This is a genomic window from Pseudomonas sp. BIOMIG1BAC (genome assembly GCF_001705995.2).
Lineage (GTDB): Bacteria > Pseudomonadota > Gammaproteobacteria > Pseudomonadales > Pseudomonadaceae > Aquipseudomonas > Aquipseudomonas sessilinigenes.
Genome location: NZ_CP049045.1, coordinates 4,377,612 through 4,395,576, shown reverse-complemented (window position 1 = coordinate 4,395,576; position 17,965 = coordinate 4,377,612). Strand labels below are relative to the sequence as shown.

Sequence of the window (17,965 nt, the reverse complement as noted above, 5' to 3'; positions counted from 1 at the left end):
ATGCGGCCAGCAGCAGACCACCGCGGCGTCCCACATTCGTAAGGAGCACGACATGTTCGAAGATTTTATGACCGATACCATCTGTCTTCAAAAGCAGAACGGTGAGAAGACGGAGATGATCAAAGCCTCTGTCCAAAGCAAAGGGGTCTTCTTGGACCGCTCCGACATTTTGGTTGAAGTCGGCGACCTGATTGAGAGGCGTATGTCAAACGGTGGGATCGAGACCTTTGAGGTTCTTGATCCAGGGTTCCATGAGGCTTTTGAAGGAATCCCTGCACACTATCAGATGAAGGTTAAAAAGCTCGGTGTCCCCGAAGCCAAGGCCCGAGTGGAGCGTATTACCTACAATTTTCATGGTCACAATGCGCGGGTCAACAATAGCTCTGTCGATAACTCGACAAATACTGTGACCATGGGGGGCGAGCTACAGGACTACGTGAGCGGACTGAGGCAGATCATTTCTACTCTTGAGACCGCTCAGCAAAAAGAAGCGTCCGAAATCGTAGATGCTGTTGAGGCTAATCTGTCCTCTCAGAAACCCAGCAAGCCCGTTGTCTCAGCATTGCTAAGTGCCTTACCCCATGTCGCCAGCATCAGCACCATCGCCTCTGCCATAATCGCAGCTCTGTAATCGAAGCCCCGCCAATTGTGCGGGGCTTCGTCTTTAAACTCGATTAAAAGCCAACGCCACGACCAGGTGCGATGCTCATGACTCATTTAGAGCAACTGATCATCACTTGGAGTAACGACCGTGGCCGACGCCCTCAGCATTCCCCTCAAGTTCCCTTTCACCTCTGCAGCCGGTGTGTATATCAGCTCGCTGCCCATCACTCGGTTGAAACGCAAAGACATCAGCGCCGCGCAGAACCATACCAAGGACGAGGCTGTTCTGGAGGACTTCCTGCTCGCCAAGATGACCGGCCTCACCATCGAAGACCTGATGGACCTGGACATCGCCGACTCCAAGACAGTCGTCGAGGTGTTTCGGGAAATGGCTGGCGGAGGAGACCTTGCTGCAGTCCTGGGACGAAGCGCTACTGCTGGTATTGAGGATGCAGCCATCTGAGATCGATGAGCTGGATATGGAACGGTACTGGTTTTGGGCTGACGTGTGTAGGCGAGAAATCGACCGTCGCAACGAGATAGCCGAAGCACAGCGCTAAGCATTCTGCTCACACCTAGAGCCTGTACCGTCCGGCGCCCCTGACCTTGGGGCGCTCCCTCAATTAGATAGCCTGCAGAGTACTCCATGGCGAATGAAGTCTTAGTCGGACTGCGAATAGGCGCCGCTGTATCGGGCTCCTTGAGTGCCGCGTTCGGTTCTGCCAAGTCAACGGTGCAGCAACTCGGGCGTGCGACTGATGGTCTGACGGCCAAGCAAAAACTCATCGGGACCGAACTTGCCGCATCCATCGCTCGCGGTGGCTCGGGCATCGAGCGCATGCGCCGCCAGTATGACCAGGTCGGCCGAGTGATTGAGCAATTGAAGGTCAAGCAAGACGGCCTCAACGCCAGCATTGCCAGAGGCGCCACACTTAAAAACCAACGCAGCGAGCTTCGTGGCCAGGCCATGGAAACCTTGGGTACGGCTGCGGTTGTCGGCGCTCCTATTGTGCAGTCGATGCGTACAGCCATCGAATTCCAAGACCAGACCAACGATATCTCAATCACTGGTGGCTTCGATAAGGCGCAGGAAAAAGGCCTCGGCGATGTGATGCGCGGCGCCGCTCTTAAGTGGAATCAGACTCAAACTGAGGTGGCCAACGGCACCGCCGTATTGATTGCTGGCGGCATTTCCAACGTTAAGGAGCTAGAGGCATACGCCCCCGTGATGGCGAAATCGGCCACCGCGACTCGGGCTAGCATGGATGACCTCGGCTCTGTGGCGATTGCGCTCAATGACAATTTGGGTATTGGTGCAGCTGGGCTTGAGCGCTCAATGAACATGTTGGCGTTCGCGGGCAAGAGCGGCCAGTTTGAACTCGCGAACATGGCCAAGTGGTTACCCCAACTTACGCCGCAGTTTGCCGCCCTTGGTATTACCGGTGAGCGTGCGGTTGCCGAAATCGGTGCTTCCTTGCAGATAGCCCGCCGAGGTGCGGGCACCAACGACGAAGCGGCAAACAACTTCAAGAACTTCCTTTCCAAACTTAGTGCACCGGAAACAATCAAGGCATTTGAGAAGGCGGGGATTGACCTTAAAAGAAGCATGAAAAACCTGGTTCGTGAGGGGCTTTCGCCTGCTGAAGCCATGATTAATATTCTAACTAAGCACTTAGGCACCAAAGGACCAGCCGCTGCCAACGCGTATAGCAAGGCACTGGATATAAAAGATCAAAAAGAGCGTGAGACGGCGCTCACCAGGCTTGATGAGGCTTATAAGCTCGGGGAGTTGTTTGCCGATCAGCAGGTGCTGTCCTTCGTGCGCCCAGCGCTTGCTAATCAGAAAGACCTCACCGGTATCAAACAAGGCAGCAAGGACGCCGCTGACAAAGGTGTTCTTGATCAAGACTGGGCCAGGCGAATGGAGAGCCCCAAAGAGCAGCTTAAAGAGCTGCGCAATAACCTTAGCGACATAGGAATCTCAATTGGTAACGCGTTGTTGCCGGCCATCGTCGAGGTGAGCCGCGCCGTTGTTCCACTTATGCAGTCATTCTCTACCTGGGCTGGCGAGAACCCCGCTCTTATCAAAGGAATCGTCAGCCTAGTCGGCGGCCTGCTACTCACCAAGTTAGCTTTCATCGGTGTTGCTTACGGGGCCAACCTGGTGATATCGCCTTTTGTGGCAGTGGGCACCACCATCAGGACGGTATCAGCAAAATGGACTCTGTTGCGTGGGCTTTGGCAAATGGGCAAGTTCACCCCGTTGATCACCGGCCTCAGCCGCGTCGGTAGCGGGCTGGCGACAGTTGCAAGGTACAGCGGCCTGTTCCTACGCGGCGTCGGAATGGCCTTGGGTGCTCCGCTGACCATGATTGCTCGTGGCGCGCTTGGGTTGGGCAAAGTCCTGGGGGGGACGTTGTTGTTCGGCCTTAAGCTGGCTGGCCAGGCCGTACTGTGGTTGGGGCGTGCCCTGATGATGAATCCTATCGGACTCGCTATCACGGGCATCGCCTTGGCTGCTTACCTGATCTACCGCTATTGGGAACCCATCAAGACTTTCTTCTCTGGTCTATGGGCCGAGGTCAAGGAAGGCTTCAATGGAGGCCTGACGGGCATCATCGGTTTGCTGATCAATTTCTCTCCCATTGGCTGGTTCTACCGGGCCTTTGCGGCCGTGATGGATTACTTCGGCATTGAGTTGCCTGGGAAATTTACCGAGTTCGGCAGCATGCTGATAACGGGCCTAGTCAATGGCATCACCAACATGGCCGGATCTCTCAAAGACAGCGTCATAGGCGTCGGCTCATCGGTCAAAGGCTGGTTCACCGAGACTCTCGGTATTCAGTCGCCAAGCCGCGTGTTCATGGGCTATGGCGCAAACATCAGTGAAGGCGCCGCCATCGGGATCAGCTCCCAGGCTGGCCTGGTACGCAACGCAGCATTAGGTATGGCCGCGCAATCGAAAGTCGATTTGCTGCCGCCCGATCCTGTAGCCGTCTCCAGGGCCAGCATGATGGGCGGTGGCGCGTCTTCAGGCGGCGGCCAGTCGGTCTTCAACTTCTCGCCTCAGATCACGGTGCCAGGTGGCTCAAGTGTGCGTGATCAGGTCGGCCAGGTCTTGCAGTCTAGCTATGCCGACTTTGTGCGGTTCATGGAGCGTTACGAGTACGACAAGCAACGCCGTAGTTATGGACCTGCAGCCGGAGGTGCAGCCTGATGTTCGCAATCCTAGGGGACATTGAATTCACCCTTGCCGGTGGCATTACAGGTATGGAGCAACGCGGATCAGCCGACTGGGCAGAGCATCCTCGCATCCAGGGCAAGCCCTTGCTGGAGTGGATTGGTGAGGGCCTGGACGAATACAGTTTGACCATCGAGCTGCATTCAGTCCTAGGCGACCCCGAGGCGCGACTGCGGGCTTTGCAAGCGGCAAAAAAAAAGCATGAGCCATTGGCATTCGTCATGGGGAGCGGCCAGTACCTGGGGCCGTATGTCATCGTCGATCTGAGCAACGCCATCCACCGCGCTACTGACAACGGTCAGATCAGATCCGCAACAGTCCAAGTGAGCTTGAAAGAGTACACGGGAGCATTTACCCGCAAGGCTCTTCGTCCTGGTTTACTTGATCCATCCGTCAGCGGGACCTCTGCAGCGGTAGTCGGTTCTCCTGGGCTGATCTCCAGGATGCTGCCTTCTCCCAGCACAACCCAGTTGGTGATAGGTCACGCGAAAACTGCAGGCAACGTACTGAAGGCAGGCCAGAACCTCTATGAGACGGTCAAGAGCGGCAATGCCTCAATGATCCTGGGCCAGGTCCCCCAGTTGCTGGGAGTGACCGCTCGGGCAATCGAGCCGCTGCAGGGACTAAAGGAAACGGCTGGCCTGCTCGATGATGGCTCTGACTTGTCACGCCTGGGCGAGGACGTGCTCTCAAGCGTCGTGGGCGCTCGATCCAGCTTGAGCCCTGTAGACCTGGGCAACATCGTTGACCGCTTCGCCGCGTCGAGAGAGTCACTTGGCCAGGCACTGACCAAGATGGACGGCGCCAGTACCCGACTCTCCGGCCTGGCTGCGCAAGTTCTCACGAGGAAGGCATGATGTTTCTTGTCCATGTCACCACAGAGGGAGAGCGCTGGGATCAACTGGCCTGGCTTTACTACGGTGACGCTTACCGGTATCTGCCGATCGTTGAGGAAAATCCTCATGTGCCAATCACCGCCGCGCTGCCTGCAGGCCTGACCTTGGCCATTCCAATGATTGAGCCCAAACCTGCAGCGGAGGACCTGCCGCCATGGATGCGATAACACCTGCACAGGTGCCTGAGGCGCGCTTTGTTCTGACCTACCAGCAGCGCAACATCACCCGGAACATCAGTGAGCACCTGATATCGCTAACTTATCAGGACTTCCTGAGCGGTGAGGCCGACAACCTGGATGTCGAGCTGGAGGACTCAGAGGGCAAGTGGCGAGACGCTTGGTATCCGGGACACGGCGATACCTTGGCGCTGGCCATCGGATGGGCTGGGCAGCCCCTACGGACCGTGGGCCGGTTTGAAATCGACGGCATCGAGCTGCGTTGTCCGCCCTCGACGATCACTATTCGTGCCCTCGGCACGGGCATCAACACCCCGCTGCGCACTCCAGAACACAAGGCCTACGAAAACACCACCCTGGATGCCGTTGCCAAGCAGATAGCCGCACGCCAGGGGTTGCTCCTTGTCGGTAGCATCGAACCGATCAAACTCGACAGGTTGACCCAGCAGGAGTCGGACCTGGTCTTTCTGCGTAAGCTCGCCGAGGAGTATGACTATGCCTTCAAAGTCACCGGCAACAAGATGGTGTTCCATGCCATCAGTGAGCTTACCCGAGGCGCACCTGTGACAACTCAAGTCCTCGGTGACCTGGCCAACGTCAACATACGGGACCAGATCCGCGACATCCCCAAGGCCGTGAAGGTCAAACACAAAGACCCAGCCAGTAAAAAACTGGTCGCCTATGACATCGTCAACGGCGAGACCGTCGCGGTCCCCAGCAGCGCCAGTAAGACGACAACCAGTGGTGACACCAAGAAGAAGCGTAAGCGCACGGCCTCGGCTGAAGAGGCGAAGGCCAAGGCTAAAGCCGAGCTAGCCAGGACCAACAGGGAGCGGACAAAGGGCAGCTGGACGGCAATGGGACGCCCCAACCTGGTCAGCGGAAACATCGTCACCCTGGCCGTTGCAGGCAAGCTCGGGGGCAACTACCTGATCACTTCCGCTCGCCATGAAATGACGCGCAGTGGCGGCTACATCGTTGATATGGAGGCGTGTCGGATCTCGGCGGCCTCGATCTCCATGACGCTGGAAAACACCAAGCCAGACCTTGCCCTATCGACATACGGCATCGAGCGCGAGGTAGTGGCGTGATGGGCGTTGAACTGGAGTACGGTGAAGTCAGCGCCGTGGACTACCTGACATGTCGCATCCGGGTTCGCCTTGATGAGCGAGATGGTGTCGAGAGCTACTGGCTCAACGTACCCCAGCGCAACACCCAGGGCACGAAGCGCCGCCTATTGATGCCCGAACTTGGGGAACAGGTCGCCGTGCTGCTCGATGCCGATGGCGTGGGTGGTGTGTACCTGGGCGGGGTCTATTCAACAGCAGAACCGCCGCCAGTGGTCGATGAGGACACGGATTATGTACGTTTCAGCGATGGGACTGTCTCAACCTACGACCGTGCAGCCGGGGTCATGATGCTGGACTGCGTGGGAGCTTTGCTTGTGAAATGCGGGCGAAATATCACGGTTGAAGCTGGGGAGCCGGTGGTGGTCAAGGCGCCCTCAGCGACATTGAACATCCCACAGGTCACGCTGAATGGAAACCTGCAGATGAAAGGTAATCTGCAGGTCGATGGGAACGTCAGTGCGAGTGGAACGGTGATCGACGTAGGGGGTAATTCAAACCACCACAGTCACTAATAGCGCAGTGGAAGAACAACCTCATTTGTCTGTCTGAGAACCAAACAAATACCCTGCAATTGCGCCCAGCACACCTATCGCAGCAGTAAAGCCATCGTCCTTTAGGACCGCTAACAGTGAGGTTAGAACAGCAACTAATACGATACCCACGACACGGAGGTTCATTGGACCGAACCCATCTTTCATTTTACAGAACACCCCTATCAGGGTGCCGCCGCCGATTACGGCGATGATCCAGACTACTAGCTGCTCCATTGTGTCTCCGTCCATGGTTTCGGTTGGTTTCGGGTCACATTCTAGGCCGTCTTTAAACTCGATTAAAAGCTAGAGCCGTTCAGTTTCAGCACCATGGGCGCATGAATACGCCCATCTCCTATACCAGCATCACCGCCGCCCACTGGCAGCCCGCCCTCGGTACTTCCGGCGAGGTGGTCGAGGGCCTGCGCGACATCGACCAGGCGATCCGCATCATCCTGACAACCCCCAAGGGTAGTGATGCACACCGGCCAGAGTTCGGCAGCAACATCCATCTGTACATCGACTGGCCTGTCAATCGAGTGATTCCGCACCTGGTGCGCGAGGCGGTTGATTCGATTCGCCAGTGGGAGCCACGGGTTTCCGTAGTCCAGGTACAGGTGGCCATTGAGGGCTCGCAGGTGACTCTGCGGGTTCAATGGCGTGTTGCGGATGGTGTCACCCAGTTGACCGAGGTGTCCTATGCGCGAGCTACCTAAACCGGTATTCGTCGAGATCAATCCAGCCGCCAACGAGGCGGACTTGATTGCTCGATATGAGGGCAAGACAGGAAAGACCCTGTATCCGGCGCAAGTAGAGCGACTGTTCATAGACCAGGTCGCATATGCCCAGACGCGGCTGCAGTTGGCTATTCAGAGCGCTGGCGAGCAGCTCCTGGTGCGTTATGCCAAGGCCCCGATACTCGATTACCTAGGCGAATTGGTGGCGACCCCGAGGCTGTTGGCCGTTCCCGCCCGCTGCCCCCTGCAGTTCCGTATCCCGACTGCTTCGCAGCAGCCGCTGCTGATACCAGCAGGCACCCGCGTCAGTACCCAGGACGCCAAGCTTTCGTTCCTGACAGACCAGGATGCCCTCATACCGACCGGGCAAATGCAGACCAACGTGATAGCGACCTGTTTGACTGCCGGTGTCCTGGGCAACGGATGGGCTGTCGGCCAAATCAGCAGCATTGCCAACCCACCTGCAGCCGGTCTGATCGCCACCAACACCAGCGTCACTGCAGACGGCGCAGAGGACGAGGACGATGACCGCTATCGCGAGCGTATCATTCTTGCACCGGAGGCATTCAGCAATGCGGGCAGCCGTGGCGCGTATCGCTACCACGCGCTGGCAGTGCATCAGTCCATCATCGATGTGGCCGTGCATGGGCCAGACGAAGGCCAGCCGGCTTGCCCTCAGTTGACCTGCTTCAGCGCGTCAAGAACCAGGTGAGTGGCGAGAAAGTACGCCCACTGTGCGACACGGTACATACCTATGCACCCACCGAGGTCATCTACGAGATCAAGGCGCGCATCACCTTCTATGACTCTGCAAGTCGTGAAGGCGCTATGAAGATGGCTCAGGCTGCAGCGCAAGCCTACGCCGTTGAACGACGTGCAGGCCTTGGACGTGATCTTGTCCAGGAGCAACTCACCGCGCTGCTGCAGGTGAATGGTGTGTATCGAGCAGACGTTGAGCTTCCGAGCGCTGTACGCGAGCTGCAGGGGCACGAGTGGGCAAACTGCACCTCTATCCAGTTGTTGGATGCAGGGTTCGTCTATGGCTAACCACCAACTGCCACCGGCGCTGGCCGGTGATGAGCGCTTTGCAATGCTCTGCGGATTGCTTGACGAAACACTGGAGGGCCTCGACCTCAATGCCATGTTGGTTTATCTGGTCGACTTGGTGAAACCCGCATTGCTGCCAAATTTGGCAGATCAGTTTTCCCTGCTCGATGAGGCGGCGTGGCAACTGGCCGAGTCCGATGAAGCCAAGCGCAACCTGGTCAAGAGCGCCGCCCAGTTGCATCGATACAAAGGCACTCCCTGGGCTGTGCGAGAGGTCATCCGCTTGCTTGGCTTCGGCGAGGTAACGCTCCAGGAGGGCATGAACAACCGCCTGCGTGATGGATCGATCACCCGAAATGGCAGAAATGTCCATGGTGATCCTTCAGCCTGGGCCCTTTATCGCGTTGTGCTTCAACGCGCCATAACCAACGACCAGGCCGCGCTCCTGCGCCGCCTTCTTCTATCCGTAGCGCCCGCACGCTGCCGCCTGGTGACCCTCGACTATCAGTCTGTCGCGATCCGGCACAACGGCGTTGCGCGTCGCGATGGCCAATACAACCATGGGAGCAGCTAATGGCCGATCTACCCGAGTCCAATGAGTGGACAACTGGCATTTATCAACTCGAAACCTCAGACCCTGTCCTCGGCGGCCCTGAAGGCATCGACAATCTGCAGGCCAAGCAGCTTGCGAACCGTACATTGTGGCTGAAGGACAAAACTGAATCGCTGGGTGTTTCTCTTGCAGGGAAAGCCGGGAAAGCAACGACGCTTGGCGGTTACGGCATCAGTGATGCGTTCACCAAGCCCGAAGTCACTTTAGCCATCCAACAAGCGATAGCGAGTCTAGTGGCATCATCACCAGCAGCGCTCGACACACTCAAGGAGTTGGCTGACGCGCTGGGTAATGACCCGAACTTTGCCACTACCATGACAAATGCTCTGGCTGGCAAGGCGAACAAGGCCGCCACTCTCGCTGGCTACGGTATTACTGATGCATTCACTAAGCCTGAAACCACAACGGCTATTCAACAAGCGATAGCGAGTCTGGTGGCATCGTCACCTGCAGCACTTGATACCTTGAAAGAGCTGGCCGATGCGCTGGGCAATGACCCGAATTTTGCCACCACCATGACAAATGCTCTGGCAGGCAAGGCGAACAAAGCAGCCACTCTCGGTGGCTACGGCATTACTGATGCTTATACAGCTACCCAGACTAATAGTCTGCTTTCAGCAAAATTGTCTCGCGAATCAATTCTGAGTGTAGGGTTTCAAAACGATGACGTTAGACTCCCTTACATGTTGCGCGAGTCAGACTTAGGGATGTATTTCCTTGAGCCGAAAATTGGCTATACCACCGTTCAGCAAGGCGGAGGCATTGATCAGCTACCGAACAAAATTAAAATCGGTTACTCCCTACAAGGGGTACGAATAACGGTCGATACGACTGACGCGGGCATAATTTGGACTTCTGGAAATTACGATCCAACCAAAAAGGCCGATGCTGATTCCGTATTGCAAGCAACTGAGAGCAAACGAGGCACAGCCCGCATAGCTCCAATCGCTGATGTAAATGCAGGTGTCGATGACGCAGCGTTTGTAACTTCAAAAAAATTGCGTTGGGGCTTTTCAGCCAGTCTCGCCATCAATGGCTATATCGCGCTGCCCAGCTGGCTCGGCGGTCTGGTCATTCAGTGGGGGAGATCTGATCTTGCAGGATCGCAATTCGGCAATGTGGCGTTTCCAGTCGCGTTTCCAAACAATGGATTTATCGCACTTGCAGTAGATGCAGTTGTTGCGGGTACTCCGAGCACTCTCTCCGCTGTTGGTGTAACAGTTCCAACGACTGCGGGATTCAGTCTTGTTTCAGCGTCTGCATCTGCAGCAGGCATCCAGATGTGGGCGGCAATAGGTAACTAAAATGGCCAGTAAAAATCGACTCTATAGCCAAACAACTCAGACCACGTATTTAAAGGGGATACATTCAGATATACCAACCGATGCCGTTGAGATATCTGAGGAGTTGTATTTGAAAGTTATTGGAAATCCGCCACCTGGCAAGATTCGAGCGCATGACGAAGCAGGACGGCCATATCTCATCGATGCACCAGTAGTGCCGCCTGATCCTGCTGCTGATGAGAGGGCCTGGCGGGATGGGGAGCTGGCAAATGTTTTATGGTTGCGTGAGCGTCATCGAGACCAGCTCGAAGCGAACGCGGCTCCTACATTGAGCGCTGAGCAGTTCAAGGAGCTGCTGACATATATTCAGGCCCTTCGTGACTTACCGCAGTCGCCTGACTTTCCTAATAACGAGAATCGCCCGCTGCCTCCTGTCTGGTTAGCTAGGCAGATGGTTTGATGCTCTGGTTGGGTTGTTCGGGTCAACAATTCCATTGCAGCAGATGCAATGGTTCATGAAGTCATTTATCTCAATTCAGGTTGTAGATTTTTCGCGCGCGGCATCATCGTGGGTCCGCCGGCTTGCCGATGCTCGTGGTGGTGCGGGCCACCAGGGTGGCCCGCAGGAGAGGTCTTAGCGCTCGATGGCCAGGGCCACGCCCTGGCCGCCGCCGATGCACAAGGTGGCCAGGCCTTTCTTGGCATCGCGCTTGAGCATTTCATGCAGCAGGGTCACCAGCACCCGGCAGCCCGAGGCGCCGATCGGGTGGCCGATGGCGATCGCACCGCCATTGACGTTGACCTTGGCCGGGTCCCATTCCAGCTCCTTGCCCACCGCCAGCGATTGCGCGGCGAAGGCTTCGTTGGCTTCGATCAGGTCCAGTTGGCCCAGGGTCCAGCCGGCTTTCTCCAGGCAGCGGCGGGTGGCTGCGACCGGGCCGATGCCCATGATCGCCGGGTCGACCCCGGCGTTGGCGTAGGCGGCCACTTTCGCCAGTACCGGCAGGCCCAGGGCACGGGCCTTGCTGGCGCTCATGAGGATCACCGCGGCGGCGCCGTCGTTGAGCGAAGAGGCATTGCCGGCGGTGACGCTGCCGTCTTTCTTGAACGCCGGCTTGAGCTTGCCCAGGGCTTCGGCGGTGGTGCCGGCCCGGGGTTGCTCATCGGTGGCGAAGGCCACGGGGTCGCCCTTGCGCTGGGGGATCAGGATCGGCGTGATCTCGTCGACGAAGCGCCCGGCCTCGATGGCGGCCGCGGCTTTTTGCTGGGAGGCGGCGGCGAAGGCGTCCTGGGCTTCACGGCTGATGCCGTACTTGTCCACCAGGTTCTCGGCAGTGATGCCCATGTGGTAGTCGTTGAAGGCATCCCACAGGCCGTCGCTGATCATGCTGTCGATCATCTGGCTGTGGCCCATGCGCAGGCCGGTGCGGGCGCCGGGCAGGACGTAGTTGGCCAGGCTCATGTTTTCCTGGCCGCCGGCGATGATCACTTCGGCATCGCCGCAGCGGATGGCCTGGGCGCCCAGGTGCAGGGCCTTGAGGCCGGAGCCGCAGACCTTGTTCAGGGTCATGGCGGGCACGGCGTGGGGCAGGCCGGCCTTGATCGCGGTCTGGCGGGCGGGGTTCTGCCCGGCGCCGGCGGTGAGCACCTGGCCCATGATGACTTCGTCGACCTGGGCCGGGTCGATGCCGGTCTGGGCCAGCAGTTGGCGGATCACCGCGGCGCCCAGGTCGACGGCGGGAATGGCCGCGAGCGAACCCTGGAAGCTGCCTACGGCGGTACGGGTAGCGGCAACGATTACGACGTCTTGCATGATGGGCTCCTCAGGAGAACTGCATTTCGGGAACATGGTCCGGCACGATCAGCTTGCCGGCGGTCTTGCTGACGATTTCCTCGACGCTGACCCCGGGGGCGCGTTCCTTGAGGATGAAGGCGCCATCCTCGATTTCAAGGTAGGCCAGGTCGGTGAGTACGCGCTTGATGCACTGCGCACCGGTCAGCGGCAGGCTGCAGCGGCTGAGCAGCTTGGACTCGCCGTCCTTGGAGGCGTGGGTCATGGTGACGATGATGTTGTCGGCACCGGCCACCAGGTCCATGGCGCCACCCATGCCCTTGACCAGCTTGCCGGGGATCATCCACGAGGCGATGTTGCCTTGTACATCCACTTCGAAGGCACCCAGCACGGTGAGGTCGATGTGGCCGCCGCGGATCATCGCGAAGGACTCGGCGGAGGAGAAGATCGAAGCGCCGATGCGTGCGGTCACGGTCTGCTTGCCGGCGTTGATCATGTCGGCGTCGATCTGGTCCTCGGTGGGGAAGGCGCCCATGCCCAGGAGGCCGTTTTCCGATTGCAGCATGACTTCCATGCCGTCGGGGATGTAGTTGGCCACCAGGGTCGGGATACCGATGCCCAGGTTCACGTAGTAGCCGTCCTGCAATTCGCGGGCGACGCGCTGAGCCATTTGTTCGCGGGTAAGAGCCATGTTTATTGTCCTTTTAGTCGGGCTGGGGAAGGGCGATCACTTGCGCACGGTGCGCTGTTCGATGCGCTTCTCGAAGGTGCCGCAGATGACTCGGTCGACATAGATGCCCGGGGTATGGATATGCGCTGGGTCCAGTTCGCCCGGCTCGACGATTTCTTCCACCTCGACCACGGTGATCTTGCCGGCGGTGGCCGCCAGGGGATTGAAGTTCTGCGCGGTATGGCGATAGATCACGTTGCCGAAATGGTCGGCCTTCCAGCCCTTGACGATGGCGAAGTCGCCGGTGATGGACTCTTCCATCAGGTAGGTGCGGCCGTTGAACTCGCGGGTTTCCTTGCCTTCGGCCACGGGAGTACCGACGCCGGTGGCGGTGAAGAAGGCCGGGATGCCGGCGCCGCCTGCGCGCATCTTCTCCGCCAGGGTGCCCTGGGGTGTCAGCGTCACTTCGATCTCGCCGCTGAGCAGTTGCTGCTCGAACAGGGCGTTCTCGCCGACGTAGGAGGCCACCACCTTGCTGATCTGGCGGTCTTCGAGCAGCACGCCCAGGCCAAAGCCGTCGACGCCGCAGTTGTTGGATACCACGGTCAGGTCGCGGGTACCGCGACGCTTGATCTCGGCGATCAGGTTCTCGGGAATGCCGCACAGGCCGAAGCCCCCGGCGATCACGGTCATGCCATCTTGCAGACCTTCCAGGGCTTCCTCGTAGGACGCCACGCGCTTATCGAAACCTGCCATATGCACCATCCTCTTTCTTGTTCGTTGGCGGCTGGCCAGCCGTTGGTGGAATCAGTGTTGCGCCATGGGATTGATTTGTTAAGTTGATTTTTAAGGTTGATTGATTTGAAAAACAGCATAATGAGCTGCAAGCTGCAAGCTGCAAGCTGCAAGCTGCAAGCTGCAAGCTTATAGCTTGTGGCCTGTCGCTGCGCCTCCTGAGGATGATGGATGACGGTCAAACAGATTCGGGCCTTCCTGGCGGTGGCCCACAGCATGAGTTTCGCCCTGGCCTGCGAGCGCCTGCACCTGTCGCAGTCGGCCCTGAGCCTGACGATCAAGGCCCTGGAAGAGGGCCTGGGCGGACGCCTGTTTACGCGTAACACGCGCAACGTCGCCCTGACGCCCGAGGGTGAGGCGCTGTTGCCCCTGGCCCGGCGCCTGATCGCTGACTGGGATAACGCCGAGGATGAAATGCGCCAGCGCTTTACCCTGCAGCGCGGGCGGGTGACCCTGGCGGCCATGCCTTCCTTTGCCGGCAACCTGTTGCCACCGATTCTCAAGCAATTTCGCGCTCGCTACCCGCAGGTCAACGTCACGGTCGACGATGTGATCAACGAGCAGGTGCTGGAGATGGTCCGCGATCGCGAGGTCGAGCTGGGGGTAGCCTTCGAGCCGCAGGACAACACTTCGCTGGTGTTCACCCCGCTGTACATCGATCGTTTCGTCGCCGTGGTGCCCAGGGACTCGCCGCTGGCCGGGCGTCATGAAATCGACTGGCAGACGCTGTTGCAGGAACCCTTCATCACTCTGCAGCGCCCGTCCACGGTGCGAGTCATGCTTGAGGAACACCTGCGGGCCCGGGGCGTGCAATTGCCGGTGGAGTTCGAGAGTCACCAGTTGGCGACGGTGGGGCGCATGGTTGCCAGTGGCCTGGGGGTGAGTGCGGTGCCGGCCTTGTGTGCCGGGCAGATGCGGGAGTTGGGCGGGCACTGCATCACCCTGGGCGAACCGGTGGTGGAGCGGGCCATCGGTGTGCTGACCAAGCCGGGGGATGAGCTGTCCACGGCGGCCCAGGCCCTGTTCGACATCCTGCGCGAGGCCAGGCTCGGCGAGCGCTTGCCCGCTTGACTCAGCCTTTCAGGCGCTCGGCCAGCCAGGGCAGGACCTGGTCGCAGGGCTGCTCCAGCTTGAGGTCCAGCAAGGCATCGGCGCGGGTCTTGCCGAAATTGATGGCCAGCAGCGGCTTGCCTTGCTCGACCACGGCGCGACACAGGCGAAAGGCCGAATAGGCCATCAGCGACGATCCCACCACCAGCAGGCCGCCAGCTTCGTGTACCGCGCTCCAGGCTTGGGCTGCCGTAGCCTGGGCCACGTTCTCGCCGAAAAACACCACGTCGGGCTTGAGCCGCGTGCCCTGGCAGTGGGGGCAATGGGGCACCTGGAAGCGTGCCTCGAAAGCCGGGTCCAGCAGGGTATCGCCATCGGGCGCCTGCACCGCGTCGACGCCGGCCAGGTACGGGTTTTGCGTCTCCAACTGCTGCTGGATGGCATCGCGCTCGCTGCGCTGGCCACAGTCCAGGCAGCGCACCCAGTGCAGGCTGCCATGGAGCTCGATGACCCCGGGGCTGCCGGCCTGGTCGTGCAGGGTGTCGACGTTCTGGGTGATCACTCCAGCGATCCGCCCTGCGGCCTGCAATTGCGCCAGCGCCAGGTGCGCAGCGTTCGGCCGCGCCTGGCGGATGCGCGGCCAGCCGAGCATGGCCCGGGCCCAATAGCGCCGGCGGGCTTCGCCCTGGTTGAGAAACTCCTGGTACATCATCGGTTGTCGCCCACGGCGCACGCCTTCGCTGTCGCGATAGTCGGGGATGCCCGAGGGGGTACTGATGCCCGCCCCGGTGAGGACCATGAACGGCTGGGCGTCCATGACGGTGGCCAGTGGTTCCAGGGAGGATGTGGCGGCAGGTGGGTTCATGCTCGGGGCTCGTTCAGGCAGGCCTGGTAGAAATAGCCGCAAAGCCGCTGTTGCGCCAGCGTGTGCTGACAGGGTGGTAAACCTGGGGCGGGGGGGCTGGGGACCTGCCGCAGGGCGTGGCAGGTCCGGCCGGGGGTCAACTGGAGTGTTCGCTGTCGTCGTCCAGGGGCATGTCCGCGCTGCTGTCTTCCTGGCCGGGCACTTCGGTGATCACGCTGAAGTCGCTGACTTCGACGGCGCCCAGGCCGTAGCCCAGCAAGTGGAAGGAGAAGGCCTTGCGGGTCTGTGGGTTGTCGAAGCTGAAATCCATCTGCAGGGGCTGGTCCGGGGTCACCAGCATTTCTTCCGGCAGGCCCAGGGGAACGTCCTGCTCCAGTTCCTTGCCCTTGAGCAGGATGTAGGCGTTCTGCTGCGGGTCGGCCGAGCGTACGGTGAAGCGCACCCGGGTCTGTGAGCCCTTGGGCATCTCCAGGTACTGGGCGCCGATCAGGTTGTCGGCCCAGTCGTCCTTGATCTGCGCTTGCAGCGGGATGATCGCCGGGCTACCGAACTGGTAGTGCTGGTTCAGCGGCGATTGCAACAGGCTGCGGTCCAGGTTCGTGGCCCGGGCGCTGACCAGCCGGGCCCGCTGGCCGCCGTATTGGGTCAGGAAGCTGGCGCTGTCGGCGATGAAGCCGGGGCTGGCGTAGTTGCGGCAGCGCTGCTGGAAATCGCACTCGGTGAAGGTGCCCTGGCCATCGTGGTAGCGCAGCTTGCCGTTGGTATAGGACATGATTTCCCGGCCCTGGGCATAGTCGCGAAACAGCGAGCGACCGCTGAGGCTGGCCGGTACGGGCAGGCCGAAGTAGTCCAGTACCGAGGCACTGAAGTCCACATGACCGTAGGTACCGGACTTGATGTGCGGCAACAGTTGCTGTTCCGGGGCCAGCATCAGGTTGAAGCCCCAGGACGAGGCCAGGCGCACGCCGTCGATGCCGTGGGATTCGTCGGAGGTGATGATCACCAGGGTGTCCTTGAGCACGCCCTTGCGCTCCAGGCCTTCGAGAAACTGGCCGATGGCATCGTCCAGGTAGCCGACTGCCGCCTGCTTGGGTGTGTCGTAGCGCTCCAGGTAATCATCGGGGGCCGAGTAGGGCTGGTGGGTACCGACGGTCAGCAGGGTGAGCATCCAGGGTTTCTTGTTTTTCTTCAGTTGCTCGACATAGCCCAGGGCGCCCTCGAAGAAGGCCTTGTCATCCTTGCCCCAGGGGAACTCCAGGTAGTTGGCGTTGCTGAACCATTCCAGGCCATGGGTCGCATCGAAGCCGATGTGCGGCATGATCTTGTCTTTGGCCATGAAGCGCAGGCCGGCGCCTTGCAGGTAATGGGTGTCGAAGCCGAACTTGTGCATCTGCGCCGGCAGGCAGGCCTTGTTGCGCTGGCTCTGGGTCAGCATCTCCACGCCCTTTGGGGTGCCGTTGTCGAGCTTGTCGTAGTCGCCGCAGAGCATGGCGTACAGCCCGCGGATGGTCTGGTGGCTGTGCAGCACGTAGTCGGGAGTGTTCATCCCGCGCTCGGCCCAGGCACTGAGCTTGGGCATCAGGTCTTCCTGGTAGCGGCTGTGCAGGGCCTCGCGGTTGGTCTTGATGTAGGCACCGGGAATGCCCTCCAGGGCGATCACCAGGACATTGCGGGCGCGTCCGGCACTGGGCAGCAGTGGCTGGCCCTCCAGGTCCAGGCGAGTGAGGCCGGCCATTTGCGGTGGTACGTCGGCGATATCGCCGTCGAGCCAGTCTTCCACGCGAATTTGCGCCTGGCCCACGGCGGTGGCCAGCGCCTGGTGTGGCAGGTTGAACAGCTGCCACTGGTCGGCCTCGCTGGGCTTGAGGTACTGGGTACTGCCATGGGCCAGCAACAGCACCACCGGCAGGCTCCAGCTATAGCGTGGCAGGGCTGGCAACGCCACGGCGCGGCTGCTGCGTTGCACCAGCAGCCACAGCGCCAGCCCCAGCAGCAGGGCCAGGCCCAGCTCGGGATGGGTCAGGCCGCCGCCCGTGGAGTTCTCGACGAATTGCGGGTCCACCAGGTAATGCAGGTCGGCGAGGTTGGGCATGCGGCCCACGGCGCTGACCAGTTCGGCGCTGACCTGGGTCAGCAGGGCCCAGATCAGCAGCACGGGCAACGCCAGCCACCAGGGGCGGCGATACAGCAGGACGGTCAACAGGCTGGCACTGGCCAGGTCGGAGACATAACCCAGCGGGTTGGACCAGCCCAGGGCCAGGCGGGCGCCCATGGGGACCAGCAGCAACAGGCCGAAGAGGGTGCACAGGGGTGCAAGGGGGTGTTGTAGGCAACGACGGATCAACTTCACAAATAACCTGCCTGTCATTAAAGCTTCACGCAAATGTGCGCAATGGTAACAAGACACGGCGGCTAGTCGTTTCTTAAATTGGCGACGCAGTGGCGCTTCATGGGTCGCTTCGAGGTGCCCCATTAAGTCATTGCGCGGTTGCAGGGCCCTGGTCCAGGCGCTTGGGGCGCCTGCAGGGAGGAGAGGG

The 17,965-nt window shown here is 59.9% G+C and carries 20 protein-coding genes; 14 read left to right on the top strand and 6 right to left on the bottom strand.

Annotated elements, in window-relative coordinates; translation table 11 throughout:
- Positions 1 to 52 precede the first annotated feature (52 nt).
- The 7 genes from ATY02_RS20430 to ATY02_RS20400 all read left to right on the top strand — a co-directional run bounded on the left by ATY02_RS20430 (position 53) and on the right by ATY02_RS20400 (position 6,558).
- Positions 53 to 631: a hypothetical protein gene (locus tag ATY02_RS20430; protein ID WP_068589061.1), complete on the top strand. Its 579-nt coding sequence runs from the start codon at positions 53 to 55 to the stop codon at positions 629 to 631.
- A gap of 120 nt (positions 632 to 751) precedes the next feature.
- Positions 752 to 1,066 (top strand): phage tail assembly protein, encoded by a 315-nt coding sequence (locus tag ATY02_RS20425; RefSeq protein WP_068589058.1) that lies wholly within the window; start codon positions 752 to 754, stop codon positions 1,064 to 1,066.
- A 183-nt stretch (positions 1,067 to 1,249) separates the two neighbouring features.
- Complete coding sequence (locus ATY02_RS20420; protein WP_068589055.1) at positions 1,250 to 3,820, top strand: phage tail tape measure protein; 2,571 nt, start codon at positions 1,250 to 1,252, stop codon at positions 3,818 to 3,820.
- The gene (locus tag ATY02_RS20415; protein WP_068589053.1) at positions 3,820 to 4,701 is read left to right on the top strand and encodes a phage tail protein; all 882 of its coding nucleotides are present in this window, start codon (positions 3,820 to 3,822) and stop codon (positions 4,699 to 4,701) included. The genes ATY02_RS20420 and ATY02_RS20415 overlap by 1 nt, the downstream gene beginning before the upstream one ends.
- Positions 4,698 to 4,907, top strand: a complete 210-nt coding sequence (locus tag ATY02_RS20410; protein WP_068589051.1) for a tail protein X — start codon at positions 4,698 to 4,700, stop codon at positions 4,905 to 4,907. The genes ATY02_RS20415 and ATY02_RS20410 overlap by 4 nt, the downstream gene beginning before the upstream one ends.
- Positions 4,895 to 6,007: a phage late control D family protein gene (locus ATY02_RS20405; RefSeq protein WP_068589048.1), complete on the top strand. Its 1,113-nt coding sequence runs from the start codon at positions 4,895 to 4,897 to the stop codon at positions 6,005 to 6,007. The genes ATY02_RS20410 and ATY02_RS20405 overlap by 13 nt, the downstream gene beginning before the upstream one ends.
- Positions 6,007 to 6,558 carry a phage baseplate assembly protein V gene (locus ATY02_RS20400; RefSeq protein ID WP_068589046.1) on the top strand — a complete coding sequence of 184 codons (552 nt, stop codon included), beginning with the start codon at positions 6,007 to 6,009 and terminating at the stop codon, positions 6,556 to 6,558. The genes ATY02_RS20405 and ATY02_RS20400 overlap by 1 nt, the downstream gene beginning before the upstream one ends.
- Positions 6,559 to 6,579: 21 nt before the next feature.
- Here ATY02_RS20400 and ATY02_RS20395 read toward each other — a convergent pair whose 3' ends face one another.
- Positions 6,580 to 6,813, bottom strand: a complete 234-nt coding sequence (locus ATY02_RS20395; RefSeq protein WP_068589040.1) for a hypothetical protein — start codon at positions 6,811 to 6,813, stop codon at positions 6,580 to 6,582.
- Positions 6,814 to 6,914: 101 nt separating this feature from the next.
- On the opposite strand from ATY02_RS20395, the gene ATY02_RS20390 reads away from it, so the two are divergent.
- From ATY02_RS20390 to ATY02_RS20370, 6 genes are read left to right on the top strand one after another with little or no spacing between them, the layout of a single operon-like run.
- On the top strand, positions 6,915 to 7,292 hold the full coding sequence (locus ATY02_RS20390; protein ID WP_068589037.1) for a GPW/gp25 family protein: 378 nt from the start codon (positions 6,915 to 6,917) through the stop codon (positions 7,290 to 7,292).
- Complete coding sequence (locus ATY02_RS20385) at positions 7,276 to 8,025, top strand: baseplate J/gp47 family protein (RefSeq protein WP_265582638.1); 750 nt, start codon at positions 7,276 to 7,278, stop codon at positions 8,023 to 8,025. Before ATY02_RS20390 ends, ATY02_RS20385 begins: the two co-directional genes overlap by 17 nt.
- Complete coding sequence (locus ATY02_RS36375; protein WP_265582637.1) at positions 8,022 to 8,360, top strand: baseplate J/gp47 family protein; 339 nt, start codon at positions 8,022 to 8,024, stop codon at positions 8,358 to 8,360. Before ATY02_RS20385 ends, ATY02_RS36375 begins: the two co-directional genes overlap by 4 nt.
- Positions 8,353 to 8,934 (top strand): phage tail protein, encoded by a 582-nt coding sequence (locus tag ATY02_RS20380; protein WP_068589034.1) that lies wholly within the window; start codon positions 8,353 to 8,355, stop codon positions 8,932 to 8,934. The genes ATY02_RS36375 and ATY02_RS20380 overlap by 8 nt, the downstream gene beginning before the upstream one ends.
- Positions 8,934 to 10,277: a hypothetical protein gene (locus ATY02_RS20375; RefSeq protein WP_164823699.1), complete on the top strand. Its 1,344-nt coding sequence runs from the start codon at positions 8,934 to 8,936 to the stop codon at positions 10,275 to 10,277. Before ATY02_RS20380 ends, ATY02_RS20375 begins: the two co-directional genes overlap by 1 nt.
- A gap of 1 nt (position 10,278) precedes the next feature.
- Positions 10,279 to 10,716, top strand: coding sequence for a phage tail assembly chaperone (locus tag ATY02_RS20370; RefSeq protein ID WP_083236081.1), 438 nt, complete (start codon positions 10,279 to 10,281; stop codon positions 10,714 to 10,716).
- Positions 10,717 to 10,890: 174 nt separating this feature from the next.
- On the opposite strand, the gene ATY02_RS20365 is transcribed toward ATY02_RS20370, so the two are convergent.
- Genes ATY02_RS20365 through ATY02_RS20355 form a run of 3 tightly spaced genes read right to left on the bottom strand, consistent with a single transcriptional unit; the run spans position 10,891 to position 13,474 of the window.
- On the bottom strand, positions 10,891 to 12,069 hold the full coding sequence (locus ATY02_RS20365; protein ID WP_068587728.1) for an acetyl-CoA C-acetyltransferase: 1,179 nt from the start codon (positions 12,067 to 12,069) through the stop codon (positions 10,891 to 10,893).
- 10 nt (positions 12,070 to 12,079) lie between these two features.
- A complete protein-coding gene (locus ATY02_RS20360) occupies positions 12,080 to 12,739 on the bottom strand; it encodes a CoA transferase subunit B (protein ID WP_068587730.1) in 660 nt (219 codons plus the stop codon).
- Positions 12,740 to 12,775: 36 nt separating this feature from the next.
- Complete coding sequence (locus ATY02_RS20355) at positions 12,776 to 13,474, bottom strand: CoA transferase subunit A (RefSeq protein WP_068587736.1); 699 nt, start codon at positions 13,472 to 13,474, stop codon at positions 12,776 to 12,778.
- 210 nt (positions 13,475 to 13,684) lie between these two features.
- Here ATY02_RS20355 and ATY02_RS20350 point away from each other — a divergent pair, with 210 nt between their 5' ends.
- Positions 13,685 to 14,584, top strand: a complete 900-nt coding sequence (locus tag ATY02_RS20350) for a LysR family transcriptional regulator (RefSeq protein ID WP_068587732.1) — start codon at positions 13,685 to 13,687, stop codon at positions 14,582 to 14,584.
- Between the two features lies 1 nt (position 14,585).
- On the opposite strand, the gene ATY02_RS20345 is transcribed toward ATY02_RS20350, so the two are convergent.
- Entirely contained in the window at positions 14,586 to 15,428 is an 843-nt protein-coding gene (locus tag ATY02_RS20345; RefSeq protein ID WP_068587734.1) for an NAD-dependent protein deacetylase, read from the bottom strand.
- 136 nt (positions 15,429 to 15,564) lie between these two features.
- On the bottom strand, positions 15,565 to 17,796 hold the full coding sequence (locus ATY02_RS20340; protein ID WP_068587160.1) for an LTA synthase family protein: 2,232 nt from the start codon (positions 17,794 to 17,796) through the stop codon (positions 15,565 to 15,567).
- Positions 17,797 to 17,965: the final 169 nt, after the last annotated feature.